This is a genomic window from Pseudoxanthomonas mexicana (genome assembly GCF_001556105.1).
Taxonomy (GTDB): Bacteria; Pseudomonadota; Gammaproteobacteria; order Xanthomonadales; family Xanthomonadaceae; genus Pseudoxanthomonas_A; species Pseudoxanthomonas_A mexicana_A.
On sequence record NZ_LSIF01000074.1, the window covers coordinates 52,650 to 77,064 of the forward strand.

The 24,415-nt window shown below is 66.9% G+C and carries 19 protein-coding genes; 15 read left to right on the forward strand and 4 right to left on the reverse strand.

Annotated elements, in window-relative coordinates; translation table 11 throughout:
* Window positions 1-18: 18 nt before the first annotated feature.
* The 4 genes from AX730_RS13635 to AX730_RS13650 are packed head-to-tail and all read left to right on the forward strand — an operon-like array spanning window position 19 to window position 6,187.
* Window positions 19-1,302 (forward strand): sugar ABC transporter substrate-binding protein, encoded by a 1,284-nt coding sequence (locus AX730_RS13635; RefSeq protein WP_062357408.1) that lies wholly within the window; start codon window positions 19-21, stop codon window positions 1,300-1,302.
* Complete coding sequence (locus AX730_RS13640) at window positions 1,299-2,183, forward strand: carbohydrate ABC transporter permease (RefSeq protein WP_062357410.1); 885 nt, start codon at window positions 1,299-1,301, stop codon at window positions 2,181-2,183. Before AX730_RS13635 ends, AX730_RS13640 begins: the two co-directional genes overlap by 4 nt.
* Window positions 2,180-3,001, forward strand: coding sequence for a carbohydrate ABC transporter permease (locus tag AX730_RS13645; protein WP_062357411.1), 822 nt, complete (start codon window positions 2,180-2,182; stop codon window positions 2,999-3,001). Before AX730_RS13640 ends, AX730_RS13645 begins: the two co-directional genes overlap by 4 nt.
* A gap of 60 nt (window positions 3,002-3,061) precedes the next feature.
* Window positions 3,062-6,187 (forward strand): discoidin domain-containing protein, encoded by a 3,126-nt coding sequence (locus AX730_RS13650; RefSeq protein WP_062357444.1) that lies wholly within the window; start codon window positions 3,062-3,064, stop codon window positions 6,185-6,187.
* 70 nt (window positions 6,188-6,257) lie between these two features.
* On the opposite strand, the gene AX730_RS13655 is transcribed toward AX730_RS13650, so the two are convergent.
* From AX730_RS13655 to glk, 3 genes are all read right to left on the reverse strand, one after another.
* Complete coding sequence (locus AX730_RS13655) at window positions 6,258-6,917, reverse strand: bifunctional 4-hydroxy-2-oxoglutarate aldolase/2-dehydro-3-deoxy-phosphogluconate aldolase (RefSeq protein ID WP_062357413.1); 660 nt, start codon at window positions 6,915-6,917, stop codon at window positions 6,258-6,260.
* 149 nt (window positions 6,918-7,066) lie between these two features.
* On the reverse strand, window positions 7,067-8,977 hold the full coding sequence (edd, locus tag AX730_RS13660) for a phosphogluconate dehydratase (protein ID WP_062357415.1): 1,911 nt from the start codon (window positions 8,975-8,977) through the stop codon (window positions 7,067-7,069).
* Between the two features lie 232 nt (window positions 8,978-9,209).
* A complete protein-coding gene (glk, locus tag AX730_RS13665) occupies window positions 9,210-10,217 on the reverse strand; it encodes a glucokinase (protein ID WP_062357445.1) in 1,008 nt (335 codons plus the stop codon).
* A gap of 412 nt (window positions 10,218-10,629) precedes the next feature.
* On the opposite strand from glk, the gene AX730_RS13670 reads away from it, so the two are divergent.
* Window positions 10,630-11,712: an ABC transporter ATP-binding protein gene (locus tag AX730_RS13670; RefSeq protein ID WP_062357446.1), complete on the forward strand. Its 1,083-nt coding sequence runs from the start codon at window positions 10,630-10,632 to the stop codon at window positions 11,710-11,712.
* Between the two features lie 69 nt (window positions 11,713-11,781).
* Here the strand turns inward: AX730_RS13670 and AX730_RS13675 are convergent, their stop codons facing one another.
* Window positions 11,782-12,984 (reverse strand): amino acid aminotransferase, encoded by a 1,203-nt coding sequence (locus tag AX730_RS13675; RefSeq protein WP_062357417.1) that lies wholly within the window; start codon window positions 12,982-12,984, stop codon window positions 11,782-11,784.
* A 276-nt stretch (window positions 12,985-13,260) separates the two neighbouring features.
* Here AX730_RS13675 and smc point away from each other — a divergent pair, with 276 nt between their 5' ends.
* The 10 genes from smc to AX730_RS19515 all read left to right on the forward strand — a co-directional run.
* A complete protein-coding gene (smc, locus tag AX730_RS13680) occupies window positions 13,261-16,764 on the forward strand; it encodes a chromosome segregation protein SMC (RefSeq protein WP_062357419.1) in 3,504 nt (1,167 codons plus the stop codon).
* Window positions 16,765-16,796: 32 nt separating this feature from the next.
* Window positions 16,797-17,531: a cell division protein ZipA gene (gene zipA / locus AX730_RS13685; RefSeq protein WP_062357421.1), complete on the forward strand. Its 735-nt coding sequence runs from the start codon at window positions 16,797-16,799 to the stop codon at window positions 17,529-17,531.
* Between the two features lie 50 nt (window positions 17,532-17,581).
* Window positions 17,582-18,595: a toll/interleukin-1 receptor domain-containing protein gene (locus AX730_RS13690; protein ID WP_198147204.1), complete on the forward strand. Its 1,014-nt coding sequence runs from the start codon at window positions 17,582-17,584 to the stop codon at window positions 18,593-18,595.
* A 273-nt stretch (window positions 18,596-18,868) separates the two neighbouring features.
* On the forward strand, window positions 18,869-19,246 hold the full coding sequence (locus AX730_RS13695; protein WP_157074254.1) for a hypothetical protein: 378 nt from the start codon (window positions 18,869-18,871) through the stop codon (window positions 19,244-19,246).
* 96 nt (window positions 19,247-19,342) lie between these two features.
* Complete coding sequence (locus tag AX730_RS13700; RefSeq protein WP_062357427.1) at window positions 19,343-19,675, forward strand: low molecular weight protein tyrosine phosphatase family protein; 333 nt, start codon at window positions 19,343-19,345, stop codon at window positions 19,673-19,675.
* A gap of 10 nt (window positions 19,676-19,685) precedes the next feature.
* Entirely contained in the window at window positions 19,686-20,078 is a 393-nt protein-coding gene (locus tag AX730_RS13705; RefSeq protein ID WP_062357429.1) for a VOC family protein, read from the forward strand.
* Window positions 20,075-20,434, forward strand: a complete 360-nt coding sequence (locus AX730_RS13710; protein ID WP_198147205.1) for a GFA family protein — start codon at window positions 20,075-20,077, stop codon at window positions 20,432-20,434. The genes AX730_RS13705 and AX730_RS13710 overlap by 4 nt, the downstream gene beginning before the upstream one ends.
* Window positions 20,435-20,457: 23 nt before the next feature.
* Entirely contained in the window at window positions 20,458-21,003 is a 546-nt protein-coding gene (locus AX730_RS13715) for a hypothetical protein (protein WP_062357430.1), read from the forward strand.
* Window positions 21,004-21,445: 442 nt separating this feature from the next.
* On the forward strand, window positions 21,446-23,794 hold the full coding sequence (ligA, locus tag AX730_RS13720) for an NAD-dependent DNA ligase LigA (protein ID WP_062357432.1): 2,349 nt from the start codon (window positions 21,446-21,448) through the stop codon (window positions 23,792-23,794).
* Between the two features lie 91 nt (window positions 23,795-23,885).
* Window positions 23,886-24,415, forward strand: a 530-nt coding sequence (locus AX730_RS19515; RefSeq protein ID WP_157074255.1) for an endonuclease domain-containing protein, incomplete at its 3' end; no start/stop codon positions are given.

Here is a 24,415-nt window from a genome sequence, read left to right on the forward strand (position 1 = left end):
GGTGGAAGGAGGGCCCTGGTGCGCTGCTGTTCCCTTGCGATCCTGATCGTCGCGCTCGTGCTGGTGGCCGGCTGCGCACGTACACAGGAAGAGCGCACCGTGGTGCGGTTCTGGGTGATGGGCTATGAAGGCGAGATCGTCGCGAAGCTGTTGCCCGAGTTCGAACGCCAGCACCCCGATATCCGGGTGGACCTGCAGATCGTCCCGTGGCTGTCCGCGCATGAAAAACTGCTGACGGCGTTCGCGGGCGAATCGTTGCCGGACGTGAGCCCGATCGGCAATACGTGGATCCCGGAGTTCGCGGCGCTGGATGCGCTCGAACCGCTGGACGACGAGATCGCGGCCACGCCGGGCTTCGACCAGGCGGATTTCTTCCCCGGTGTCTGGGATACGGGTGTGATCGAAGGCCGTGCCTACGCGGTGCCGTGGTACGTCGAAACGCGTCTGCCGTTCTACCGTCGCGACATGCTCGCCAAGGCGGGCGTGAAGACCTTGCCTGCCAGCTGGAACGAGTGGCGGGTCGCGATGCGCGAGGTCAAGCAGGTCGCAGGGCAGGGCAACTACGCGATCCTGCTGCCGCTCAACGAATTCGAACCGCTGCTGAGCCTGGCGATCCAGCAGCCGGAGCCACTGCTGCGCGAGGACGGACGCTACGGCAATTTCCGCAGCGAAGGCTTCCGGCAGTCGCTGGGTTTCTACAAGGAGATGTTCGACCGGCAGTGGGCGCCGGTCGTCACCAACAACCAGATCTCCAATGTGTGGGACGAGTTCGGCAAGGGCTTCTATTCGTTCTACATCTCCGGCCCCTGGAACATCGCCAAGTTCAAGGAGCGCCTGCCGGCCGCGCAGCAGAAGGACTGGATGACGATGCCGCTGCCGGGCCCGAACGGCCCCGGTGCATCGCTGGCCAACGGCACCAGCTTCGTCGTGTTCAAGGATTCGCCGAACAAGGACGCCGCCTGGCAACTGATCGCCTGGCTGTCCTCGCCGGCGGTGCAGGCCGAGTTCCACGCGCTGACCGGCGACCTGCCGCCGCGCCGTTCGCCCTGGCTGACGCCCGCACTGGCGAACGATCCGTATGCCAAGGCATTCCGCGAGCAACTCGAACGCGCCGTCTCCACGCCGAAGGTGCCGGAGTGGGAGCGCATCGCGACCGAGATGCGACTGGTCGGCGAACAGGTCGCCAATGGCCGGCTGACGGTCGACCAGGCGGCCGAGGAACTCGACCGGCGAGCCGACCGCATCCTCGAGAAGCGCCGCTGGATGCTGGAGCAGGCGGCCAAGCCGGGTGCCGCGCCATGAGATCGACGCACTCGCTTGCCGGCTGGCTGTTCGCGGCGCCCGCGCTGACGGTCATCGTGGTGTTCTTCGGACTGCCCGTGCTGGCCGCACTGGCGCTCAGCCTGACCGACTTCGACATCTATGCGCTGGCCGACATCGGCAACCTGCGCTTCGTCGGCATCGACAACTACCTCGGCCTGCTGCAGAACCCGATGTTCTGGAAGTCGCTGGGCAACACGGTGTACTTCGTCGTGGTCGGCGTGCCGCTGTCGGTGGCGCTGTCGCTCGGTGCGGCGTTGCTGCTGCACTCCAAGCTCGGCCGCTTCAAGGGGTTCTTCCGCACCGCGTTCTTCGCGCCGGTGGTGACCACGGTGGTCGCGGTGGCGGTGATCTGGCGCTACCTGTTCCACACCAGGTACGGCCTGGTGAACTGGGGCCTGTCGTGGGTCGGCATCGATCCGATCGACTGGCTGGGCGATCCCACGTGGGCGATGCCGACGATCATCCTGTTCGCGGTCTGGAAGAACTTCGGCTACAACATGATCATCTTCCTTGCCGGCCTGCAGAGCATTCCGGAAGACCTCTACGAAGCCGCGCGCATCGACGGCGCTTCGCGATGGGCGCAGTTTCGCCACGTCACCCTGCCGCAGCTGGGGCCGGTACTGCTGCTGGTCGGCATCCTTACGATGGCCGGCTACTTCCAACTGTTCGCCGAGCCCTACGTGATGACGCAGGGCGGCCCGCTGGAGAGCACCAAGAGCGTGCTGTACCTGATGTACGAAGAAGGCTTCAAGTGGTGGAACCTCGGCAATGCATCCGCGGTGGCCTTCCTGCTGTTCCTGCTGATGACGGTCGTGACCAGCGGCCTGCTGTGGTTCGCGCGCAAGCGGGGCGTGGAATGAACCAACGCCTCGCCGCCTTTGTCGTCAATGCGCTGCTGGTTGCGCTGGCCGTGGTCAGCCTCGGGCCGCTGCTGTGGATGCTCTCGGTGTCTTTCATGCAGACGGGCGAGGCCGGCCATTTCCCGCCGCCGCTGTTGCCGTCCGCGCCCACGCTGGACAACTACCGCGAGCTGTTCGTCCGTGCCGGCATGGGGCGTTACCTGCTGAACAGCTTCATCGTGTCGACCAGCGTCATGCTGCTGTCGCTGCTGTTCAACACGATGGCGGGCTACGCCTTCGCGAAGCTGCGCTTCAAGGGCCGCGACCGCACCTTCCGCGCACTGCTGGCGGCGCTGGTGATCCCGGCGCAGGTGGCGATGATGCCGCTGTTCCTGCTGCTCAAGCAGATGGGCTTGGTGAACACCTATGCCGGTGCCATCGTGCCGGGCATGGCGGCGATCTTCGGCATCTTCCTGGTGCGCCAGTACGCACGCTCGATCCCGGACGAACTGCTCGAGGCCGCGCGCATCGACGGCGCCAGCGAGGCGCGCATCTTCTTCCAGATCGTGTTGCCGGGGTTGAAGCCCATACTGGTGACGCTGGCGATCTTCAGCTTCCTCGGCGCCTGGAACGATTTCATGTGGCCGCTGATCGTGCTGAGCGACGATGCGCTGCAGACGCTGCCGGTCGCACTCGCGGGCCTGTCGCGCGAACACGTGATGGATTACGAACTGATGATGGCCGGCTCGGTCGTCACCATCCTGCCGGTGCTGCTGCTGTTCCTCGTGCTGCAGCGCTATTACATCCAGGGCCTGTTGCTGGGCAGCGTGAAGGGCTGAGTCCTCGCGCTGCGGTCCGTTGCCGGAGACGAAAACATGGTGTTGTCCTTGACCCGCCTGATGGCCGGGGTGGTGCTGCTTCCGTTTGCCGGCACCGCGCTGGCCGAACCGGTCCGCGTGCTGGATGCGTTCGATGACGCATCGACGTGGCGCGTGGTCACCTCCAACCAGGTCAGTGGCGCGCTGCGCCTCATCGATGGCGTGGATGGCAAGGCGATGTGCCTGGACTACGACTTCAACGGCGTGTCCGGCCATGCCGGTATTCAGCGCGATCTGTCGCTGGCGTATCCGGCGAACTACCAGTTCGGGTTCCAGCTGCGCGGCGATTCGCCCCGCAACGACCTGCAGTTCAAGGTCATCGACGCGAGCGGCGACAACGTGTGGTGGGTCAACCGGCCGAAGTACGAGTACCCGACGGCGTGGACGCCGGTGCGCTACAAGCAGCGCCACATCGACAAGGCGTGGGGGCCCGATCCGGACCGTACGCTGCGCACGAGCGCCAAGCTCGAATTCACTGTCTACAACAACGCGGGTGGCAAAGGTTCGGTCTGCTTCGACCAGCTGACGTTCCAGCCGTTGCCGGTCGACGACGGCGCGCCGCTGACGGGCAAGGCCAGTGCCTCCGTCGCGTTCCCGGCTGGCGCCGCGGCATTGGCCGTCGACGGCAATGCGGATACGGCATGGTCCGCCGACCTGCATGGCGAGAAGGATCCGCAACTGACGCTGGACCTTGGCAAGGTACGCGAGTTCGGCGGCCTGGTGCTGCGCTGGAAGCCTGGCCAGCACGCATCCGACTACCTGGTGCAACTGTCGGACGACGGCGTGCGCTGGCGGGATGCACGCACGGTGGTCGACGGCAACGGTGGCAACGACTATCTCGCGCTGCCCGAATCCGAAGCGCGCTACGTGCGACTCACCCTCGGTGACGGCCCGCAGCGTTCGTTCGCGCTGGCCGGGCTGGAAGTGAAGCCGCTGGCCTTCGCCGCGCATCCCAACGACCTGATCAAGGCGATGGCGGCGGAGTCGCCGACGGGCTGGTTCCCGCGCGGCTTCAGCGGCGAACAGCCGTACTGGACCATCGTCGGCCTCGACGGCGGGCGTGAGCAGGGCCTGATCGGCGAAGACGGCGCCATCGAGATCGCCAAGGGCGGCGTCAGTATCGAACCGTTCGTGCAGGTCGACGGACGCTGGATCGGCTGGTCGGACGTGCAGGCGACACAGTCGCTGCAGGACGGTTACCTGCCGATCCCGAGCGTGGCATGGCAGCACGCCGACTTTGCGCTGACGACCACCGCCTTCGCGGCCGGCAAGCCCGGCGACTCGCGCGTGGTCGCGCGACACCGGCTGACCAACACCGGCAAGGCCCCGCGCGAGTACGTGCTGGCGCTGGCCGTGCAGCCCTGGCAGGTGAATCCGCCCAGCCAGTTTCTCAATACGACCGGCGGCTTCAGTCCGATCAACGACCTGGCGATCCGCGACGGCGTGGTCAGCGTGAACGGCCGCGCCAGCCTGCGCTTCGCCACGCCGGATGCGGCGCTGGCATCGCGCTTCGACGAGGGGCTGGTACGCGAGCGATTGGCGACGATGGACGACGCCGTCGACGGGACAGCCGTGCAGGTGGCCGGCGAGTCGACCGGACTCGCCTCCGCCGCCGTGCTGTACCGGATCACGCTGGCGCCCGGCGAGGCTCGCGACATCGATTGGGTCGCGCCGCTGGAAGGGTCACTACCTGCGCGCATCGATGCGACGCGCGACCAGCAGGCCACCGCGGCGATGTGGCGCGGCAAACTCGGCGAGATGAAGCTGCAAGTACCGGCCGAAGGCCAGGCGGTCGCCGACACGCTGCGCACCGCGCTGGCGCACATGCTGATCTCGCGCATCGGCCCGCGCCTGCAGCCGGGCACGCGTTCGTACTCGCGCAGCTGGATCCGCGACGGCGCGATGATCTCGGAAGGCCTGCTGCGCCTCGGTCGCCCGGAAGTGGTGAAGGACTACGTCGAGTGGTACGCGCCGTACCAGTTCAAGAACGGCAAGGTGCCGTGCTGCGTCGACGACCGCGGCAGTGATCCGGTGCCGGAGAACGATAGTCATGGCGAACTGATCTTCAACATCGCCGAGTACTACCGCTATACCGGCGACAAGGCCTTCCTGCGCAGGATGTGGCCGCACGTGCAGGGCGCGTTCGGCTATATGGAGGAGCTGCGCCTCAGCGAGCGCACCGAGGCCAACCGCGCGGTCAATGCGGCGTTCTACGGCATGATGCCGGCGTCGATCAGCCACGAAGGCTATTCGGCCAAGCCGATGCATTCGTACTGGGACAACTTCTGGGCGCTGCGCGGCTACAAGGATGCGGTCGAAGTGGCCGACGCACTCGGCCACACGGCGGAGTCGAAGCGCATGGCCGCCTCGCGCGACCAGTTCCGCGACGACCTCTACGCCTCGTTGCAGGCGGCGACCAAGCTGCACGGCATCGGCTATCTGCCCGGTGCGGCGGAGATCGGCGACTTCGATCCCACCTCCACGACTATCGCGCTGGCGCCGGGCGGCGAGCAGGGCACGCTGCCGGCGGACCTGTTGAACGGCACGTTCGAGCGGTACTGGACCGAGTTCGTGCAGCGCCGCGACGGCAAGCGCGAATGGAAGGACTACACACCCTACGAATGGCGCAACGTGGCGGCGTTCGTGCGGCTGGGCTGGCGTGAACGCGCTTGGGACGTGCTGGACTTCTTCTTCAAGGACCGCGCGCCGCAGCCCTGGAACCAATGGGCGGAAGTGGTCTCCCGCACACCGCGCAAGCCGTTCTTCGTCGGCGACCTGCCGCATGCGTGGGTGGCCTCGGATTTCGTGCGCTCGGCATTGGACATGTTCGCGTATTCGCGCGAACTCGACGACAGCCTGGTGCTGGCCGCCGGCGTGCCGGCGACGTGGCTGGACGGCGAGGGCATCGCCATCGACGGCCTGCGAACCCCGAACGGCGTGCTTGGCTATTCGCTGCGCAAGACCGACGGCAACGTCGTGCTGGAGGCGAAGAGCGGGTTGAAGCTGCCGCCCGGTGGCCTGGTGTTGCCGTGGCCGTACAAGGACGCGCCCGGCGAGACACGTGTCAACGGCAAGCCGGCGCAGTGGACGAACGGCGAGCTGCGCATCACCACGCTGCCGGCGAAGGTCGTCATCGGCGCCCGGTGATGCAACGAAAAAGCGCCGGGTAATCCCGGCGCATTTTTCATGTATTCCTGTGAGTAGTGCGTTTCGCGGGTCAGCCGCCGCGTACGCGCTGCACGATGCCCGCCGCCTTGGCCGAGCTCTCGGTGACCTTGTCCCACTCGCCGTTCTCGAGCCAGCCCTTCGGCACCATCCACGAGCCGCCGATACAGACGACGTTCGGCTGCGACAGGTAGTCGGCCGCGGTGTCTTCGGTGATGCCGCCGGTGGGGCAGATCTTCAGCTCGGACATCGGGCCGGCCAAGCCCTTCAGCATTGCAAGGCCGCCGACCGCAGTGGCGGGGAACAGCTTGCAGACACGGAAGCCGCGCGCCATCAGCGCCAGCAGTTCGGTCGGTGTAGCGGCGCCCGGCACCACCGGAATGTCGGCGGCGGCCAATGCGTCTGCCAGCGCGGGCGGCGTGCCCGGCGTGACCAGGAAGTCCGCGCCCGCATCGATGGACTGCTTCATCTGCTCGGTGGTCAGCACCGTGCCGGCGCCGATCACGATGTCCGGCAGTTCCTTCTTCAGCATCGCCAGCGCTTCCATCGCCACTGGCGTGCGCAGGGTCAGCTCGATCGCGGGCAGGCCGCCTTTCAGCAGCGCCTCGGAGACCTTGCGAGCTTCGTCCAGCGTATGCACGGTGACGACCGGCAGGATGCCGGCGGCGCGGAGGAGGGATTCGGCTTTCTGCTGGCGGGCTTCGATGGTCATGGGGTATCGATCAGATGAGTTAAGCCCCTCTCCCATCGGGAGAGGGGTTGGGGTGAGGGGCGACGAAGGTCAGGATAGTTCATCACTTGCATGACGCTCGCCCCTCATCCGCCCTTCGGGCACCTTCTCCCGAGGGGAGAAGGAAACAATCACGCATCCTTGGCTTCGTGCGGCGCTTCTGCAGCATGCGCGGCATCGCCCAGTTCGTACTCGGCATCGTATTCCCAGGTGCCGTCGTGGTACGGCAGGCCGCAGGAGATCGACATCGCGCCACGGTCGGCGGGCGTCACCACGTCGCGGCTGACCGCGAACAGGTTGCGGCCCAGATCCAGCGCGGCGGGCGAGGTGTTCGGTGCGATCTCGCGTGCCGCCCACGTGTCTGCATCGACCAGCGCTTCGAGCGTGCCGGCTTCGGCGTCGAGGCGGATGATGTCGCCCTCGCGCAATTTCGCCAGCGGACCGCCACGCGCGGCTTCGGGGGTCAGGTGAATGGCGGCGGGAATCTTGCCCGATGCGCCGGACAGGCGACCATCAGTGACCAGCGCCACGCGGCGGCCCTGGTTCTGCAGCAGGCCGAGCAGTGGGGCGAGCGAGTGCAGCTCCGGCATGCCGTTCGCGCGCGGCCCCTGGTAGCGCACCACGGCGATGAAATCGTGCGGCAGCGCACCGGCGGCGTGCAGCTTGTTGAGCGCGCGCGGGTCGTCGACGACGACGGCCGGCGCTTCGATGAAGCGGTATTCCTGCTTCACCGCCGAGGTCTTGATCAGCGAACGGCCCAGGTTGCCACGCAGCAGGCGCAGGCCGCCCTGTGCCTCGAACGCGCGCGACACCGGACGCGCCACTTCCTCGTCGGCGCTCTGCGCGATGCCGGGTGCGTAGGCGAGCTTGCCGTCCTGCAGGCGTGGTTCGTCGCAGAACGCGCGCAGGCCGCCGGGCACGATGGTGGTGATGTCGTGCATCAGACCGGCATCGAGCAGTTCGCGGAACACGAACTGCGTGCCACCGGCGGCGGCGAAACGGTTCACGTCGGCCTCGCCGTTCGGATACACGCGCGCGAGCAGCGGCACGGTCTGCGAGAGCACGTCCATGTCATCCCACGTCAGCACGATGCCGGCCGAGCGCGCCACCGCGATCCAGTGGATGGTGTGGTTGGTCGAACCGCCGGTGGCCATCAGCGCGGCCATCGCGTTGACGATGGCGCGCTCGTCGATCAGCCGGCCGATCGGGCGGTAGTCGTCGCCCAGCGCGGTGATCGCCAGGGCGCGCTCGGCGGCGGCACGCGTCAGCACATCGCGCAGTGGCTGGTCGGGATTGACGAACGAAGTGCCGGGCAACTGCAGGCCCATCGCTTCCAGCAGCACCTGGTTGGAATTGGCGGTGCCGTAGAACGTGCAGGTGCCGGCGGCGTGGTAGCTGGCCGCTTCGGCTTCAAGCAGTTCCTCGCGCGTGGCTTCGCCGGCCGCGTAGCGCTCGCGTACCGCGGCCTTCTCCTTGTTCGGAATGCCCGGGGACATCGGCCCGGCCGGCACGAACACCGCCGGCAGGTGGCCGAAGGCCAGCGCGCCCATCAGCAGGCCCGGCACGATCTTGTCGCACACGCCCAGGTAGAGCGCGGCGTCGAACATGTCGTGGCTCAGCGAGATCGCCGTGGCCTGCGCGATGACGTCGCGCGAGAACAGCGACAGCTCCATGCCGGGGCGTCCCTGCGTCACGCCGTCGCACATCGCCGGCACACCGCCGGCGACCTGCGCGGTGGCGCCGAGATCGCGCGCGACCTGGCGGATGATCTCCGGGTAATGCTCGAACGGCTGGTGCGCCGACAGCATGTCGTTGTACGCGTTGATGATGCCGAGGTTCGGCGTCACGTCGGCGCGCAGCCGGCCCTTGTCGGTCGGACCGCACGCGGCGAACGCGTGCGCGAGGTTGCCGCAGCTCAGGCGCGAGCGTTGCGGACCGTCGCGGTGGACGGCGTCGATGCCGTCGAGATAGACGCGTCGCAACGGTGCGCTGCGCTGGCGGATGCGTTCGGTGACTTCCTGGATGCGGGGGTGCAGGCTCATGGGCGTAGGGCTAGGCTGCAGACGGTGTCATTCTGCATGGCGTGGCGAAGAAGGGCCGTGGGGCGCAGCCTTCCTGCAACTCCATCGCATGGAGGGGAAGGGCGGTGAACGACGGCGACGGCATGCTGCTTTCTACCGCCTTTGCCGCGTGCGCGAAAGCGACCAAAATCAGACCAGTCGGTGTGTCGTGGCGCTGCACGTGTTGCGTTGCAGCGCGCATCTGCGCAAAACCTCAGGCGTGCGCGGGATGTTTCGGTCCGAACAGTTCGACCGCATACGCCGCCGCACCGAGCAGGCCGGGACGCGGGTGGATGTTCGCGAGCGTCGGCACGCGACCCATCGCCGGCGAGAAGCGGCCCTTGTGTTCGAAGCGCTGGCGGAAACCGGAATGCTGCAGCGAAGTGAGCAGTTTCGGCACCAATCCACCGGTGAGGAACACGCCATCCCACGCACCGGTGGTGAGCACGAGGTCACCGGCGATCGCGCCGAACACCGCGCAGAACACATCCAGCGTGCGCACGCAGCGCGGATCGCCCGCTGCCGCACGCGCGGTGACGTCCTTGGGTTCGATCGGGCCACCGGGATCCTCGCCGGCGATCTCGCTGAGCGCGCGATACAGGTTGACCAGGCCGGGCCCGCAGATCAGCCGTTCGTTCGACACGCGGCCGAACTGCGCGGACAGGATGTCGAGGATGCGGATCTCTTCCGGCGTACCGGGCGGGAAACTGACGTGTCCGCCTTCGGTTTCCAGCGGATAGGCGCGTCCGTCGCGGATGATCAGTGCGGCCACGCCCAGGCCTGTGCCCGGGCCGATGACGGCGTAGGTGCGCGGTTCGCTGAGCGGCGTGGGACGCCACTGCGCGCCACCGATCGCCACCACATCCTTCGGCGTCAGCAGCGACACCGCCATCGCCTGCGCGGCGAAGTCGTTCGCCAGCTTCAGTCCCTGGAAACCCAGCGCCTGCCGCGTGCGGTTCACCGAGATCACCCACGGGTGGTTGGTGATGCGGGCCTCATCGCCATCGACGCGGCCGGCGACGGCGAACACCCCGTTCTGCGCGGTCGCGCCCGTTTCATCCAGGTAGTGCTGTGCGGCGTCCGCGAGCGACGGGAAATCGGCGACCACGAACTCGCGCACGCTGTCGTCCAGCAGCGGCACGGAGGCCGACGTATCGGCGAGCGCGAAGCGCGCATTGGTGCCGCCGATGTCGGCGAGGAGGACGCGATCGGCGTTGCTCATGCGGCAAACATCCTGTTCGATGCGGGGTGGCTTCCAAAACGGGTCCGCTGCATTCGCCTGGTCGATCCTGTGCTGCCGTGAGGGGGCCACGTTGCGTGGGCGGCGCATGATAGCGCGCACCTGCGCCAGTGCATGCGCCATCCGCATACGTATCCGTCATTCCGGAACAGGTGGTTGCCGCAAGCGCGCACGCGATGCGGCGGGACTGGCATGGACGGCGCGACGCACGCGTGCGAGCCAGCCGACGCCGGTAACACCTGCTTGTGTCGTGAAAACGGTTACATGGCAGAATAGCGCACCTTCCCCCGACCACGGAACGGGAAGCCGAGCGCATCGCCTGCAAGGGCATGCCTGCACCCGGGAGGGCCGGGCCGCAGCGAACAACCACGGGCGCCGCCCGACCGGAGCAATGATGGCCAGCGTCCAACTCGACCGCGTGCGCAAGGTGTACGACAACGGCCAGGTGGCCGTGCACGGGGCCAGTTTCGAGATCGCCGACGGCGAGCTCATGGTGCTGGTCGGTCCGTCCGGCTGCGGCAAGTCCACGTTGCTGCGGATGATCGCCGGGCTGGAAGAGATTTCCGAGGGCAACCTGCTGATCGGCGACCGCCGCGTCAACGACGTGGCGCCGAAGGACCGGGACATCGCGATGGTGTTCCAGAGCTATGCGCTGTATCCGCACATGACGGTGGCGGAGAACCTTGCCTTCGGGCTGAAGCTGCGCGGCGTGCCGCGCGCGGAGATCGACCAGCGCGTCAACGCGGCGGCGGAAACGCTGGGCATGACCCACATGCTGGGCAAGCTGCCGCGCGAGATGTCCGGTGGACAACGCCAGCGCGTGGCGCTGGGCCGCGCGCTGGTTCGCGAGCCGTCGGTGTTCCTGCTCGACGAGCCGCTGTCGAACCTCGACGCCAAGCTGCGCCATTCCGTGCGCACGGAGATCGGCCGCCTGCATCGCCAGCTCGGCGCGACCATGATCTACGTGACCCACGACCAGGTCGAGGCGATGACGCTGGGCCAGCGCATCGTGGTGCTGAAGGACGGCGAGATCCAGCAGATCGACACGCCGATGGCGCTGTACGAGAAGCCGGCCAACCTGTTCGTCGCCGGCTTCCTCGGCAGCCCGGCGATGAACGTGCTGCATGGCACGCTGCGGCAGGAGGAAGGGCTGCACCTGGCGCTGGATGGTGGCGGGCGGATTCCACTGGGCCATGCGCCCATCGCCGATGCGTGGATGGGACGGCGCATCGCGCTGGGCATCCGTCCGGAACATCTGCAGCCGGCCGGTATCGGCAGGGCTGCATTCGAAGCGCACGTCGACCTGGTCGAACCGGTCGGCAACGAAGTCTTCGTCAACCTGCGCTTCATCGACCAGCCGCTGGTGGCGCGCATGCCGCCGCAGATCCTGCCGGAGCCGGGGCAGGGCCTGCGCGTCACTGTCGAGAACGCCGTGCTGCATTGCTTCGACCCGGACAGCGGCCTGCGCCTGGGCTGACCGTCGCGGTGTGCGGAAACAAGGAAGGGAGGCCGAGGCCTCCCTTCTTCGCCACGGTCGGAACGTTGGTCAGCCGCGGCTGACCGTACGCACCGCCTCCGCCACGTAGGCCAGGTTCTGCTGGTTCAGCGCGGCCACGCAGATGCGGCCGGTGCCGACCGCATAGATGCCGAACTCGTCGCGCAGCCGGTCCACCTGCGCCTTGCTCAGGCCGGAGTACGAGAACATGCCGGCCTGCTGCTGGATGAAGGCGAACTCCGGCGCACCGAGGGCGGCCAGCTGGTCCACCAGGCCGGCACGCAGGGCGTGGATGCGTTCGCGCATGCCGCCCAGCTCGCTTTCCCACAGCGCGCGCAGCTCGCCGCTGGCCAGCACGCCGGCCACCAGCGCCGCACCGTGCGTGGACGGGCTGGAATAGATGGTGCGGATGATGCGCTTGACCTGCGACTGCACGGCCTTGGTCGCCGCGGCGTCCGGACCGACCACCGACAGCGCGCCGACGCGCTCGCCGTACAGCGAGAACGACTTGGAGTACGAGTTGGCGACGATGAAGCTGTCGATGCCGGCCTCGGCGACGATGCGCACGGCGGCGCCATCCTCGGCGATGCCCTGGTCGAAGCCCTGGTAGGCCATGTCGATGAAGGGGAACAGGCCGCGGTCCTTCATCAGCGCCGCGACCTGCTTCCATTGCTCGACGGTCAGGTCGGCGCCGGTGGGGTTGTGGCAGCAGGCGTGCAGCAGCACGACGGTGCCCGGCTTCAGCTGGCCCAGGTCGGCGAGCATGCCGGCGAAGTCCAGGTCGTGCGTGGCGGCGTCGAAGTAGGTGTAGTCGACGATGTCGAAGCCGGCCGCGCCGAACACCGCGCGGTGGTTTTCCCAGCTCGGGTTGCTGATCGCGATGGTGGCATGCGGCAGCAGCTTCTTCAGCAGGTCGGCGCCGACGCGCAGCGCACCGCTGCCGCCGACGGTCTGGGTGGTCGCCACGCGGCCGGCCGCAACGAGCTCGGACTCCTTGCCGAACACCAGCTCGCGGGTGGCCGCGTCATAGGCGGCCAGGCCGTCGATCGGCAGGTAGCCGCGCGGTTTGCCGGCGGCGGCGAGCGCCTGTTCCACCTGGCGGACGCAGTCGAGCAGGGGAATGCGGCCCTGTTCGTCGTAGTAGATGCCGACGCCCAGGTTGACCTTCTGGGTGCGGGGATCGGCGTTGTAAGCCTCGGTCAACCCCAGGATGGGGTCGCCGGGCACCAGTTCGACGGATGCAAAAAGAGACACGGAGTGGGGACCGTTGATATGTGAGGGAGGGGGGTGAAGCCGCCCGCGATGCTAACAGGCACGGGCCTTCTCCGTACGCCGGCAACCCCTTGGCGTACGGCGTCCGCGGGCCCGGGCATCCCGTGGCGGGGGCGGCTATACTCATTCGTTGGCGTGCCAGACGGCAGGCCTGATTGCCATGTAAATCAATGCATTGGCAATCGAAGCTGATCCCACTTCACACTTGCGGCAGCGCGTCGGACCGGTCCGGTCGCGGTGCCCGGAAGACACCGCCGCATGCGCCTTTCCACCATCAAGTTGTCCGGCTTCAAGTCGTTCGTCGATCCTACCGTGCTGCACCTGCCGACCAACATGACCGGCGTGGTCGGTCCGAACGGCTGCGGCAAGTCGAACATCATCGACGCCGTGCGCTGGGTGATGGGCGAAAGTTCGGCCAGCCGCCTGCGCGGCGACTCGCTGACCGACGTGATCTTCTCCGGCTCCGCTGCACGCAAGCCGGTGTCGCAGGCCTCGGTCGAACTGATCTTCGACAACAGCGACCACACCATCAGCGGCGAGTTCGCCGCCTTCAACGAAATCTCGGTCCGGCGCCTGGTCAGCCGCGACGGCCAGAGCAACTACTACCTCAACGGCACCAAGTGCCGCCGCCGCGACATCACCGACCTGTTCCTCGGCACCGGTCTGGGCCCGCGCAGCTACTCGATCATCGAGCAGGGCATGATCAGCCAGATCATCGAGGCGCGCCCGGAAGACCTGCGCGTGTACCTGGAAGAAGCCGCCGGCATCTCCAAGTACAAGGAGCGCCGCAAGGAAACCGAAACCCGCATCCGCCACACCCGCGAGAACCTCGACCGCCTCAACGACCTGCGCGAGGAGATCGGCAAGCAGCTCGAACACCTCAAGCGCCAGGCCAAGCAGGCCGAGCAGTACAAGGCGCTGCAGGAAGAGCGCCGGGTCAAGGACGCCGAGTGGAAGGCGCTGGAGTACCGCGGCCTGGACGGCAAGTTGCAGGGCCTGCGCGAGGCGCTGTCGCAGGAAGAGACCAAGCTTCAGCAGCTGATCGCCGAACAGCGCGAAGCCGAGCGCCTGCTGGAAACCGACCGCGTACGCCGCGAGGAAGCCGCCGACAGCCTCAACAAGGCGCAGGGCGAGGTCTACCAGGTCGGCAGCACGCTGGCCCGCGTCGAACAGCAGATCCAGCACCAGCGCGAGCTCGGCGACCGCCTGAAGCGCGCGCGCGACGAAGCCCACAACGCCTTGCAGGAACTCGGCCAGCACATCAGCGGCGACGAGACCCGCCTCAACGTGTTGCGCGATTCCGTCGCCGATGCCGAACCCCAGCTCGAACAGCTGCGCGAGGACGACGTATTCCGCCAGGACGCGCTGCGCGAAGCCGAAACCCTGCTGTCCGACTGGCAGCAGCGCTGGGAAACCCACAGCCGCGATTCCGCCGAGGCCTCGCGCGCCGGCGACGTCGAACGCACCCGCGTCGACTACCTCGACCGCCAGTCGCTGGAAGCCGACCGTCGCCGCGAGGTACTGGCCGCCGAGCGCCTGGGCCTGGACCTGGAGGCGCTGGCGTCCGCATTCGAGCAGTTGCAGCTGCAGCACGACACCCAGAAGGAATCGCTGGAGACGCTGACCGAGCAGGTCGAGGCGCGCAAGCAGGGCGCCTCTGACGTGCAGGAACAGCAGCGCGGCACCCAGACCGAGCTGTCCGACGTGCGCAAGCGCGCTCAGGAAGCCCGCGGTCGCCTGTCCTCGCTGGAAACGCTGCAGCACGCGGCGCTGGGCCAGGAGCAGGGCGCCGCAATGAGCTGGCTGAAGGCGCGTGGCCTCGACAACGCCTCGCGCGTCGGCGAGAAGCTGACCGTCGAGCCGGGCTGGGAAAACGCCGTCGAAGGCGCGCTTGGCCAACTGATCGAAGGCGTGCTGGTCGATGCACCGGAAGCGCTGGTCGACGCGCTGGGCGAACTCGGCGATGGCCGCATCGCGCTGGTATCGGACGACCGCAGCGACGTCGCGTTCGCACCGACCTCGCTGGCCGCGAAGGTGCAGGGTCCCGCGGCGATCCGTCGCCTGCTGGCCCGTCTGCATACGGCCGAGGATCTCGGCGAAGCCCGTCGCCTGCAGTCGCAGCTCGGTGATGGCGATTCCGTCATCACCCGCAACGGCGAACGTCTCGGCGCCGGCTGGGTGCGCGTGCTGCGCTCCGGCGCGGCCAAGCAGGGTGCGTTGCTGCGCGAGCGCGAGATCCAGTCGCTGCGCGGCGAAATCGAAACCCTGCAGGCGCGCGAAGCCGAGCTCGAAGAGCGCCTGGCCAGCCTGCGCGACCAGTTGCTCGCCGCCGAGCAGCAGCGCGAAGACGCCCAGCGCACGCTGTACATGGCGCATCGCGGCGTGTCCGAACTGGCCGGCCAGTTGCAGAGCCAGCAGGGCAAGGTGGATGCCACCCGCACCCGCCTGGAACGCATCGACGGCGAGCTCACCCAACTGGTCGAGACGCTGGACACCAGCCGCGAGCAGGCCCGCGAAGCGCGCAGCAAGCTGGAAGACGCGGTCACCCGCATGGGCGACCTGGAATCGAACCGGCAGTCACTGGAAGGCGAGCGCCGCCAGCTGGTCGACGCCCGCGACCAGGCCCGCGAAGCCGCCCGCACCTCGCGCGACACCGCCCATGCGCTGGCGCTGACGCTGGAATCGCAGCGCACGCAGATCGTCTCGCTGAGCCAGGCCCTGGACCGCATGGGCGGCCAGCGCGGCCACCTCGATTCGCGCCTGGAAGAACTTACCCTGCAGCTGAGCGAAGGCGATTCGCCGGTGCAGGAGCTGGAAACCCAGCGCCAGGCCGCGCTGGAACACCGCGTCACCGCCGATCGCCAGCTGGCCGAAGCGCGCTCGCTGCTGGAAGGCATCGACAATGAGCTGCGCCAGTACGAACAGACCCGCCAGCAGCGCGACGAGCAATCGCTCGCCCAGCGCGAGCGCATCTCGCAGCGCAAGCTCGACCAGCAGGCGCTCGCGCTGAAGGCCGAGCAGCTGTCCGAAGGCGTCGTCGCCGGCGGCTTCGTGCTCGAGGACGTCATCAACACGCTGCCCGAGGTTGCCGATGTCCGCGAATGGGAGCAGGCCGTCACCCAGATCGACGGCCGCATGCGCCGGCTGGAGCCGGTCAACCTGGCCGCCATCCACGAGTACGGCGAAGCCAGCCAGCGATCGGAGTACCTGGACGCGCAGAATGTCGACCTCACCACCGCGCTGGAAACGCTGGAAGAAGCCATCCGCAAGATCGACCGCGAGACCCGCGGCCGCTTCAAGGACACCTTCGACCGCGTCAACGCCGGCGTGCAGCAGCTGTATCCGCGCCTGTTCGGCGGCGGCCATGCCTACCTGGAGCTCACCGGCGAAGACCTGCTCGACACCGGCGTGGCGATCATGGCGCGACCGCCCGGCAAGCGCGTATCCAACATCTCGCTGCTGTCCGGCGGTGAGAAGGCGATGACCGCGGTGGCGCTGGTGTTCGCCATCTTCCAGCTCAATCCCGCGCCGTTCTGCCTGCTGGACGAAGTCGACGCACCGCTTGATGAAGCCAACGTGGGCCGCTTCACCACCATGGTGAAGGAGATGAGCGAGAAGGTGCAGTTCCTGTTCGTGTCGCACAACAAGGCCACGATGGAAGCCGCACACCAGCTCAGTGGCGTTACCATGCGGGAACCCGGTGTCAGCCGGCTGGTGTCGGTGGACCTGGAAGAGGCCGCCCGCCTCGCTGGCGCCGCCTGACCTTTTCATTCCACCTTGCCGGAGAATCCCCTGTGTCCGACATGGCCATGCTTCGTATCGGAATCATCGTCGCCGGCGTGCTGTTGCTGGTCGCGATCTTCCTGTTCGGTCGTCCCAAGAAACCCAGCCAGGGCCGCCGGCTGGAACCCGCCGAACGCGATACCTCGCGCATCGAACCCAGCCTGGCCGGTGACGACACCAGCGAGCAGGTGCAGGACTACAGCGGCGAACGCGTCAGCCAGCCCGAGCTCGGCCTGCCCGGCGGCACGCCGATCGCGGGCGTGGAAAGCGACCTGGGCAAGCGTCCCAGCCAGGATTTCGACAAGATCGTCTCGCTGTACGTCGCGGCCAAGGCCGGGCAGGTGCTGCGCGGCGAGGACATCGTGGTCGCGGCCGAGAAGACCGGCCTCACCTTCGGCCACATGAATGTCTTCCACCGGCTGGTGGAAGGGCACCCGGAACGCGGCCCGGTCTTCAGCATGGCCAACATCATGCAGCCCGGCAGTTTCGACATGGCCAACATCCGCGCGCTGGAAACCCCGGCGATCGCGTTCTTCCTCACGCTGCCCGCGCCGATGACCGCGCTGGAAGCCTGGGAGAAGCTGGTCCCCAACGTCGAACGCATGGCCGAACTGCTGGGCGGCGTGGTCCTCGACGACAGCCGCAACACCCTCGGCCGCCAGCGCATCCAGCACATCCGCGAAGAACTCCGTGCGTATGACCGCCAGCATGAGGCGCCGCCGCTGACGAAGGCGCCGCGGTGGTAGAGAACGAATCCCGAGTCTGTTGACTTTGATTAAAGCAGAAGGAGAGTTGCTTGAGTAACGAAACGGATGGCGTTGAGGCACCGCTCGCTAGATCATTGAATCCCCTTGTCTTTATTAGTCATGACACACGTGACGCGGAGTTGGCAGAAGCTTTCAGTAATTTGCTCAAAAGTGTTAGCGCTGGCGTTCTGAAGTCCTTTCGCACCTCCGATAAGCGCGGCAATCAGGGTATCGAGTACGGAATCGAGTGGTATCCGGAGATCATTAAGAACATTCAGTCTTCATCTGACGTGGTTTGCCTGCTCACCGAAAGAAGTGTTGATAGGCCGTGGATTCTTTTTGAAGCTGGAATGGCGAAAGGGAAGCTCAATACTCCCATTCTCGGTGTCGCCCTCGGAATTGAGTTAAAGAACGCCTCTACTGGACCTTTCGCTCAGTTCCAGAATTGCGCGGACGATGAGGAATCTCTTACTAAGTTGGTATTCCAGCTGGTAGATCGAATCCCCGGCTCTGAGCCCGATAGGGATACGATTCGATTTCAAGTTGGGAAATTCAAAACCAACGTTGAAGAAATATTGAAGAAGCTCGCGGCGTCAGGAATGGCTGCGCAGCCGAAACGACAGAAAGCGGATGAAGTTGAGAATTCATCCGCAAAGCTGTTTGAAGAAATCAAGATCATGTTCCAGGATCTTCCCTCCAGAATCGAGCGGAGCGAAGCTGCGCGGCCGATCAGGCGAAAGAGGCGATTTCATCCGGGCATGTTAGAGGACATGCTTTTTGGTTCAAAGAATCCCGTCCTTGGTGTTCGATTCGGACTAAGTTTGCTTCGCGATACCGCTCCTTGGATTTACGACGAAGGGAATGCGCTTCTTTTGAAGCTGCAATCTGCAAAAACTCCAGCGGCGAAGAAGCTTGTGGTTACTGAGTTTGAAGACCTTTTGATTGGGGGGGCACGAAGTCCTTATCTTGAGAAGTTTTTCCTTGAAAATGAGGATGACTATCGCCTCTTTCATGAAGTGCCGCGAATGATCATGCATGCATTGGAGCGCATCATTCACGAGTGATTGGCGTGGCAAGATTGGTTGAGCGCGACGATAGCCATCGCGCATGACCGATAGCACATAGGTTGGGCTGAGCGAAGCCCGTAGGATGGGTTGAGCGAAGCGATACCCATCGCGGATGGCGTGAATGATTCATGATGGGTATCGCCTCCGGCTCCACCCATCCTACGTGTGCACTGCGAATGCACTGCCTCGACGAGCGGGTGGATGCGCTGGCGATGGGGAAGATCCTGCGGTAGTCACAGGTCCTTAGGCACAGAGCGGGGGAAGCAGGACATGGCTGAGATACACCGGGCCAGTGTGCGTAGGCTGTTGGTGGGAGTAGTCGGCGCTTATCTCGCGTCGATGGGTCTTGTGAGCTTCTGGATGCTCGCAGCAGGCAACGTCGTGGAAGGGCATGCGGGCGTCGTGTTCGCCGGCGTGGCGTTCCTGGTGGCGTCGGCTCCTGCCATCGCATTCCCGTTCTCGCAGCGCGTCGCGAAGAGGTTGCTGCTCGTCGTGCTGATCCTGTTCGCGGCTGCCACGCTATGGGCCGTGTTTGCTCCGTCGGCGACGCCGGTATCGCTCACCGTCAAGGTCGCGGTACTCGCTTTTGCCATCCTGTTGGTCTTCCGGACCTGGCTGGCGTTGCGCGTATCCAGTAAGCCCGATTGACCCGACGGCGGGCTAAAGCCCGCCCTACGCAGATATCGGCTGCGCCACGTAGGGTGGGCCTTGGCCCACCACCGCGCGATCCCGCACACTGCCGCCATGCCCCGCAACCTCCTCTTCATCTGCACCCAGAACCGCCTGCGCAGCCCGACGGCGGAGCAGGTGTTCGCCGATTGGCCGGGGATCGAGACCGCATCCGCGGGCCTGGGCAACGATGCCGACGTGCCGGTTTCGCCCGAGCTGCTGGCGTGGGCGGACACGGTGTTCGTGATGGAGAAAGCGCACCGCAATCGCCTGTCGGCGAAGTTCAAGCGCGATCTCGACGGCAAGCGGGTGATCTGCCTCGATATTCCCGACGACTACGCGTACATGGATCCTGACCTGATCCGTCTGTTGAAGCAGAAGGTCATACGCTTCCTGCCAGCGTCTTGAGAACTGCACCATGACCAAGCTCAACCTCAACCTCAACCTCAACCTCACCGACGTCCGTCCCTTCATCGGCAGCCAGGACTTCGAGGTCTCCAAGGCCTTCTACGAAGCGCTCGGCTGGACGACCGAGTATCTCGACGACCAGCTGGCGCTGATGGCCAACGGCGACCATCGCTTCTACCTGCAGCGCTACTACCAGCAGGACTGGCTGGAGAACACGATGCTGCACCTCACCGTGGCCGATGCCGCCGCCTGCCACGCGCAGATCGCCGCCGTACTGGCGAACGGTGCCTACGGTGACGCCCGCGTCGCGCCGCCGAAACAGGAGGACTACGGCGCGCTGGTGACCTACGTCTGGGACCCGGCGGGCGCGTTGCTGCACCTCGCGCAATGGAACGACGCATGAGCCGCCCCCTGCAGACGTACACCGGCAGCTGTCATTGCGGCGCCATCCGCTTCGAGATCGACACTGACTTTCCCGAGCTGACGCAGTGCGACTGCTCGATCTGCCGCAAGAAGAACGCGCTGATGGTGAAGGTGCACGAGAGCGCCTTCCGCCTGCTGGCCGGCGCGGACGCGCTGGCCGACTACCAGTTCCACACGCACACCGCGCACCACCACTTCTGCACGGTCTGCGGCATCTATCCGTTCCACCGCAAGCGCGTCACCCCGGACTACTACGGCATCAACGTCTACTGCCTCGACGGCTTCGACCCCGCCGGCATCCCGGTGCGGATGACCGTCGGGGCGGGCATGCCGTAACACCGCATGGGTAGACTCGCGCCATGTGTCGTTTCGTCACCGCCGTCCTTCCCGCCGCCGCGCCGCATGAGGCGCTGGACGCGTTGGCGCGGACGCACGGTCGCCGGTTTCTCAAGCTGTCGAATCCGTCGGTGACGCGGCAGCTCGCAGCGGGCGACGCGTACTTCCTGACCACCCTCGGCCATTGCGATTGCGATGAACCGCTCGGAGCGCGCCGCAGGCCGCGGGACGACGACGGGGAGGACATGGCCCGCAAGCTGGCACGCAAGGGCTGGAGCGAGAACAAGATCGCGCGCGCGATGGCGCAGAAGCGGGAACAGGCGATGGCCGCGGATGGCGACCAGCGCCGGCGCGCGAACGATGACCTGACCCGCTGGCTCGCGTTCGTGGATGCCGTCCTTGCCTCCGCGCAGGTCGGCGAACTTGGCCTGCTGTTGCACTTTTACAGTGGTCGGATCGAGGACGAAGCGGTGACGGTCCGCGAGCGTCGCCGGGTGGGCCGCGACGAAGACCGTGCCGCGCTGCTGCACGGCATGGAACACGACGTGCTGTACCTGTTCCACGCCTGACGTCTCACATATCCGTCCGAAGATGGAGCTCCGAGCTCCATCGATGGCCCTCGGAGCCCCATCCGCAAGGCGCGGAATCCCAATGATCGGGCCCGGAATCCCATCGATGGCACTTTTTGCTCCATCGATCGCTTTCAAGTCGCCATCGATCGCGTTCCGGGCTCCATCGATGGAGCTCCCGAGCCCCGGCGATGGCTTTCGGAGCGCCATCGATCGAGCGAAAAGTGCCATCGATGGCTTTTCTAGCCCCATCGATCAAGCAAAAAGGGCCATCGATGGAGCACCTGAGCCCCGTGCATGGGATTCCGAGCCCGATCGATGGCGCTCCGAGCGCCATCTGCCCGCCGTCGGCACGCTGCGTCCCCGCGCCCGAGGTCAACCACCGTCCCCGGACGGCCGGCGCTGCACCGCCTGTCACGTTCGCCGGCCTTAGAATTCCCCCATGACGCCAACCCCCGCCGCCCGCATCGCCGACCTCCGCCGCCAGCTGGAGGACGCCAACTACCGCTACCACGTGCTGGACGAACCCAGCATCCCGGACGCCGAGTACGACCGCCTGCTGCGCGAGCTGGATGAGCTGGAAGCCGCGCACCCGGAGCTGGCTACCGCCGATTCGCCCACCCAGCGCGTCGGCAGCGCGCCGGCCGGCAAGTTCGCCGAAGTCCGCCACGCCATTCCCATGCTGTCGCTGGGCAACGCCTTCAGCGACGAGGAAGTGCAGGACTTCGTCCGCCGCATCGCCGACAGGCTGAAGCGGCCGGCGCTGGCGTTCTCCGCCGAGCCCAAGCTGGACGGCCTGGCGATCAGCCTGCGCTACGAGGGCGGTGCCTTCGTGCAGGGCGCCACCCGCGGCGACGGCGCGACCGGCGAGGACGTCACCGCCAACCTGCGCACGATCACGGTGATTCCACCGCAGCTGACCGGCGCGGGCTGGCCGCAGGTGCTGGAAGTGCGTGGCGAGGTGTACCTGCCGCGTGCCGAGTTCGAGGCCTACAACGAACACGCCCGCCTGCATGGCGGCAAGGTGCTGGCCAACCCGCGCAACGGCGCCGCCGGGTCGCTGCGGCAGAAGGATCCGCGCGTCACCGCGCAGCGGCCGCTGGCGTTCTTCGCCTACGGCACCGGCCTGGTGGACGGCGGCGCGCTGCCGGACACGCATTCGGCCACGCTGGCGCAGCTGCGCGCGTGGGGCTTCCCGGTCAGCGACCTCAGCGAGGTGGTGGACGGTGCCGACGGCCTGCTGGGCTACTACCGCCGCATCGGCGACGCGCGCGACGGTTTGCCGTTCGACATCGACGGCGTGGTCTACAAGCTGGACGATGGCGACGGGCAGCGCGAGATGGGCTTCGTCTCGCGCGCGCCACGCTGGGCGATCGCGCACAAGTTCCCGGCGCAGGAACAGGCGACCACCGTCGAAGCCATCGAGATCCAGATCGGCCGCACGGGTGCGGCCACCCCCGTCGCGCGGCTGACGCCGGTGCACGTGGCCGGCGTCGTCGTCACCAATGCCACGCTGCACAACGCCGACCAGATCGCGCGACTGGACGTGCGCGTGGGCGACCACGTCATCGTGCGCCGGGCCGGCGACGTCATCCCGGAAGTGGCCGGCGTGATCCTCGAGCGTCGTCCCGACGGCACGCAGCCGTGGCAGATGCCGACGCATTGCCCGGTGTGCGGCGCCGAGATCGTGCGCGAGGAAGGCGAGGCGGTCTGGCGCTGCTCCGGCGAACTGAGCTGCCCGGCCCAGCGCAAGGAATCGCTGCGCCACTTCGCGTCGCGCCGCGCGATGGACATCGAAGGCCTGGGCGACCGCTACATCGAGGACCTGTCCGACCTGGGCTATCTCGCCTCCGTCGCCGACCTCTACAAGCTGACGCTGGATGACCTGCTGGAGATGAAGCGCCGCGTCGACGAACGCGACGGCACCACGCCGGAGACCGTCAAGGCTGGCAAGGTGGCGACCAAGTGGGCGGACAACCTGATCGAGGCCATCGACCGCAGCCGGACCACCATGCTGGAGCGCTTCCTGTTCGCGCTCGGCATCCAGCATGTCGGCGAGAGCACCGCCAAGGCGCTGGCCCTGTGGTTCGGCGACCTGCAGCGCATCCGTCACTTGCCGTGGCCGCTGTTCAAGCGCGTGCCCGACATCGGCGGCGAAGTCGCGCGTTCGCTCGGCCATTTCTTCGACCAGCCCGGCAACCAGCAGGCCATCGACGACTTGCTCGCACGCGGTGTCGTCATCGGCGACACGCATGCGCCGTCGGGCAAGCTGCGCCCCGGGCTGGACCTGGCCACGCTGCTGGTCGATCTCGAGATCCCGAAGGTCACCCGCGTGCGCGCGGACCAGCTGGCGGCGGCGTTCCCGTCGGTGGACGCGCTGCTGGATGCGCCTGCGCACAACTTCGTCACCGCCGGCCTGCCCAGCGAGTCGGCCAATGCCTTCGCCGCGTGGCTGGAGGACGAGGCCAACGCCCAGCTGCTCACGCGCAGCGGCGCCGCACTCGCGGAGTTGCTGGCGACCACGCCGGAGGACGTCGACGTGTCCGCCGGCCCGCTCGACGGCAAGACCGTCGTGCTCACCGGCGGCCTGGCCGCGATGAGTCGCGACGAAGCCGGCGAGAAACTCGAAGCCCTCGGTGCCAAGATCGCCGGCAGCGTGTCGAAGAAGACGCACCTGGTGGTGGCGGGCGAAGCGGCGGGTTCCAAGCTCGCCAAGGCGCAGGAGCTCGGCATCGAGATCTGGGACGAAGCGCAGCTGCTGGCGTTTCTGGAGCAACATCAAGCGACATGACCCGCCCCCTCTCTCCCGCCTGCGGGGGAGAGGGCTGGGGTGAGGGGGCGAACGGATCGCCTCCGATGCCATCGTCAAGGAGGACAACGCAATGGATCCCACCAAGCGCATGCGCAAGGCGCCGACAGACGCGGAACACCGGTTGTGGGAGCGCCTGCGCAACCAGCAGACGGGATTCAAGTTCCGTCGCCAGCATCGGGTCGGTGGCTATATCGTCGACTTCATCTGCGTGGAGTGCGGGCTGGTGGTAGAGCTGGATGGTGGGCAGCATGCCGACGCTGTGGCCAGGGATGCGGCGCGCACGCGGTATCTGGAGTCGGTCGGTCTGCGTGTCGTGCGCTTCTGGAACCATGAGGCGCTGAGGCAGACGGATGAGGTGATGGAGGTGATCTGGCGGGCATTGCGGGAAGGCCCCCCTCACCCCAACCCTCTCCCCCGCAGGCGGGGGAGAGGGGGCAGAAGCAGCAACGGCAGTGGCGACGGCAGTGGCGATAGAGAGCTGGATTCGATGATCGACGACAAGCAGGGAGTAAACGTGCCGGGACGGGACGCATCGCATGGCTTCATCGCGACGGAAACCCATGCCCCCTCTCCCCCGCCTGCGGGGGAGAGGGTTGGGGT

What these genes read in the sequence shown, in the direction of transcription:
- edd (WP_062357415.1), bottom strand. Translation starts at nt 8,977, where the DNA reads ATGAGCCTGCACCCCCGCATCCAGGAAGTCACCGAACGCATCCGCCAG.
- AX730_RS13655 (WP_062357413.1), bottom strand. Translation starts at nt 6,917, where the DNA reads ATGACCATCGAAGCCCGCCAGCAGAAAGCCGAATCCCTCCTCCGCGCC.
- smc (WP_062357419.1), top strand. Translation starts at nt 13,261, where the DNA reads ATGCGCCTTTCCACCATCAAGTTGTCCGGCTTCAAGTCGTTCGTCGAT.
- AX730_RS13710 (WP_198147205.1), top strand. Translation starts at nt 20,075, where the DNA reads ATGAGCCGCCCCCTGCAGACGTACACCGGCAGCTGTCATTGCGGCGCC.
- glk (WP_062357445.1), bottom strand. Translation starts at nt 10,217, where the DNA reads ATGAGCAACGCCGATCGCGTCCTCCTCGCCGACATCGGCGGCACCAAT.
- AX730_RS13650 (WP_062357444.1), top strand. Translation starts at nt 3,062, where the DNA reads ATGGCCGGGGTGGTGCTGCTTCCGTTTGCCGGCACCGCGCTGGCCGAA.
- AX730_RS13640 (WP_062357410.1), top strand. Translation starts at nt 1,299, where the DNA reads ATGAGATCGACGCACTCGCTTGCCGGCTGGCTGTTCGCGGCGCCCGCG.
- AX730_RS13715 (WP_062357430.1), top strand. Translation starts at nt 20,458, where the DNA reads ATGTGTCGTTTCGTCACCGCCGTCCTTCCCGCCGCCGCGCCGCATGAG.
- AX730_RS13705 (WP_062357429.1), top strand. Translation starts at nt 19,686, where the DNA reads ATGACCAAGCTCAACCTCAACCTCAACCTCAACCTCACCGACGTCCGT.
- AX730_RS13695 (WP_157074254.1), top strand. Translation starts at nt 18,869, where the DNA reads ATGGCTGAGATACACCGGGCCAGTGTGCGTAGGCTGTTGGTGGGAGTA.
- AX730_RS13645 (WP_062357411.1), top strand. Translation starts at nt 2,180, where the DNA reads ATGAACCAACGCCTCGCCGCCTTTGTCGTCAATGCGCTGCTGGTTGCG.
- AX730_RS13700 (WP_062357427.1), top strand. Translation starts at nt 19,343, where the DNA reads ATGCCCCGCAACCTCCTCTTCATCTGCACCCAGAACCGCCTGCGCAGC.
- ligA (WP_062357432.1), top strand. Translation starts at nt 21,446, where the DNA reads ATGACGCCAACCCCCGCCGCCCGCATCGCCGACCTCCGCCGCCAGCTG.
- AX730_RS13670 (WP_062357446.1), top strand. Translation starts at nt 10,630, where the DNA reads ATGGCCAGCGTCCAACTCGACCGCGTGCGCAAGGTGTACGACAACGGC.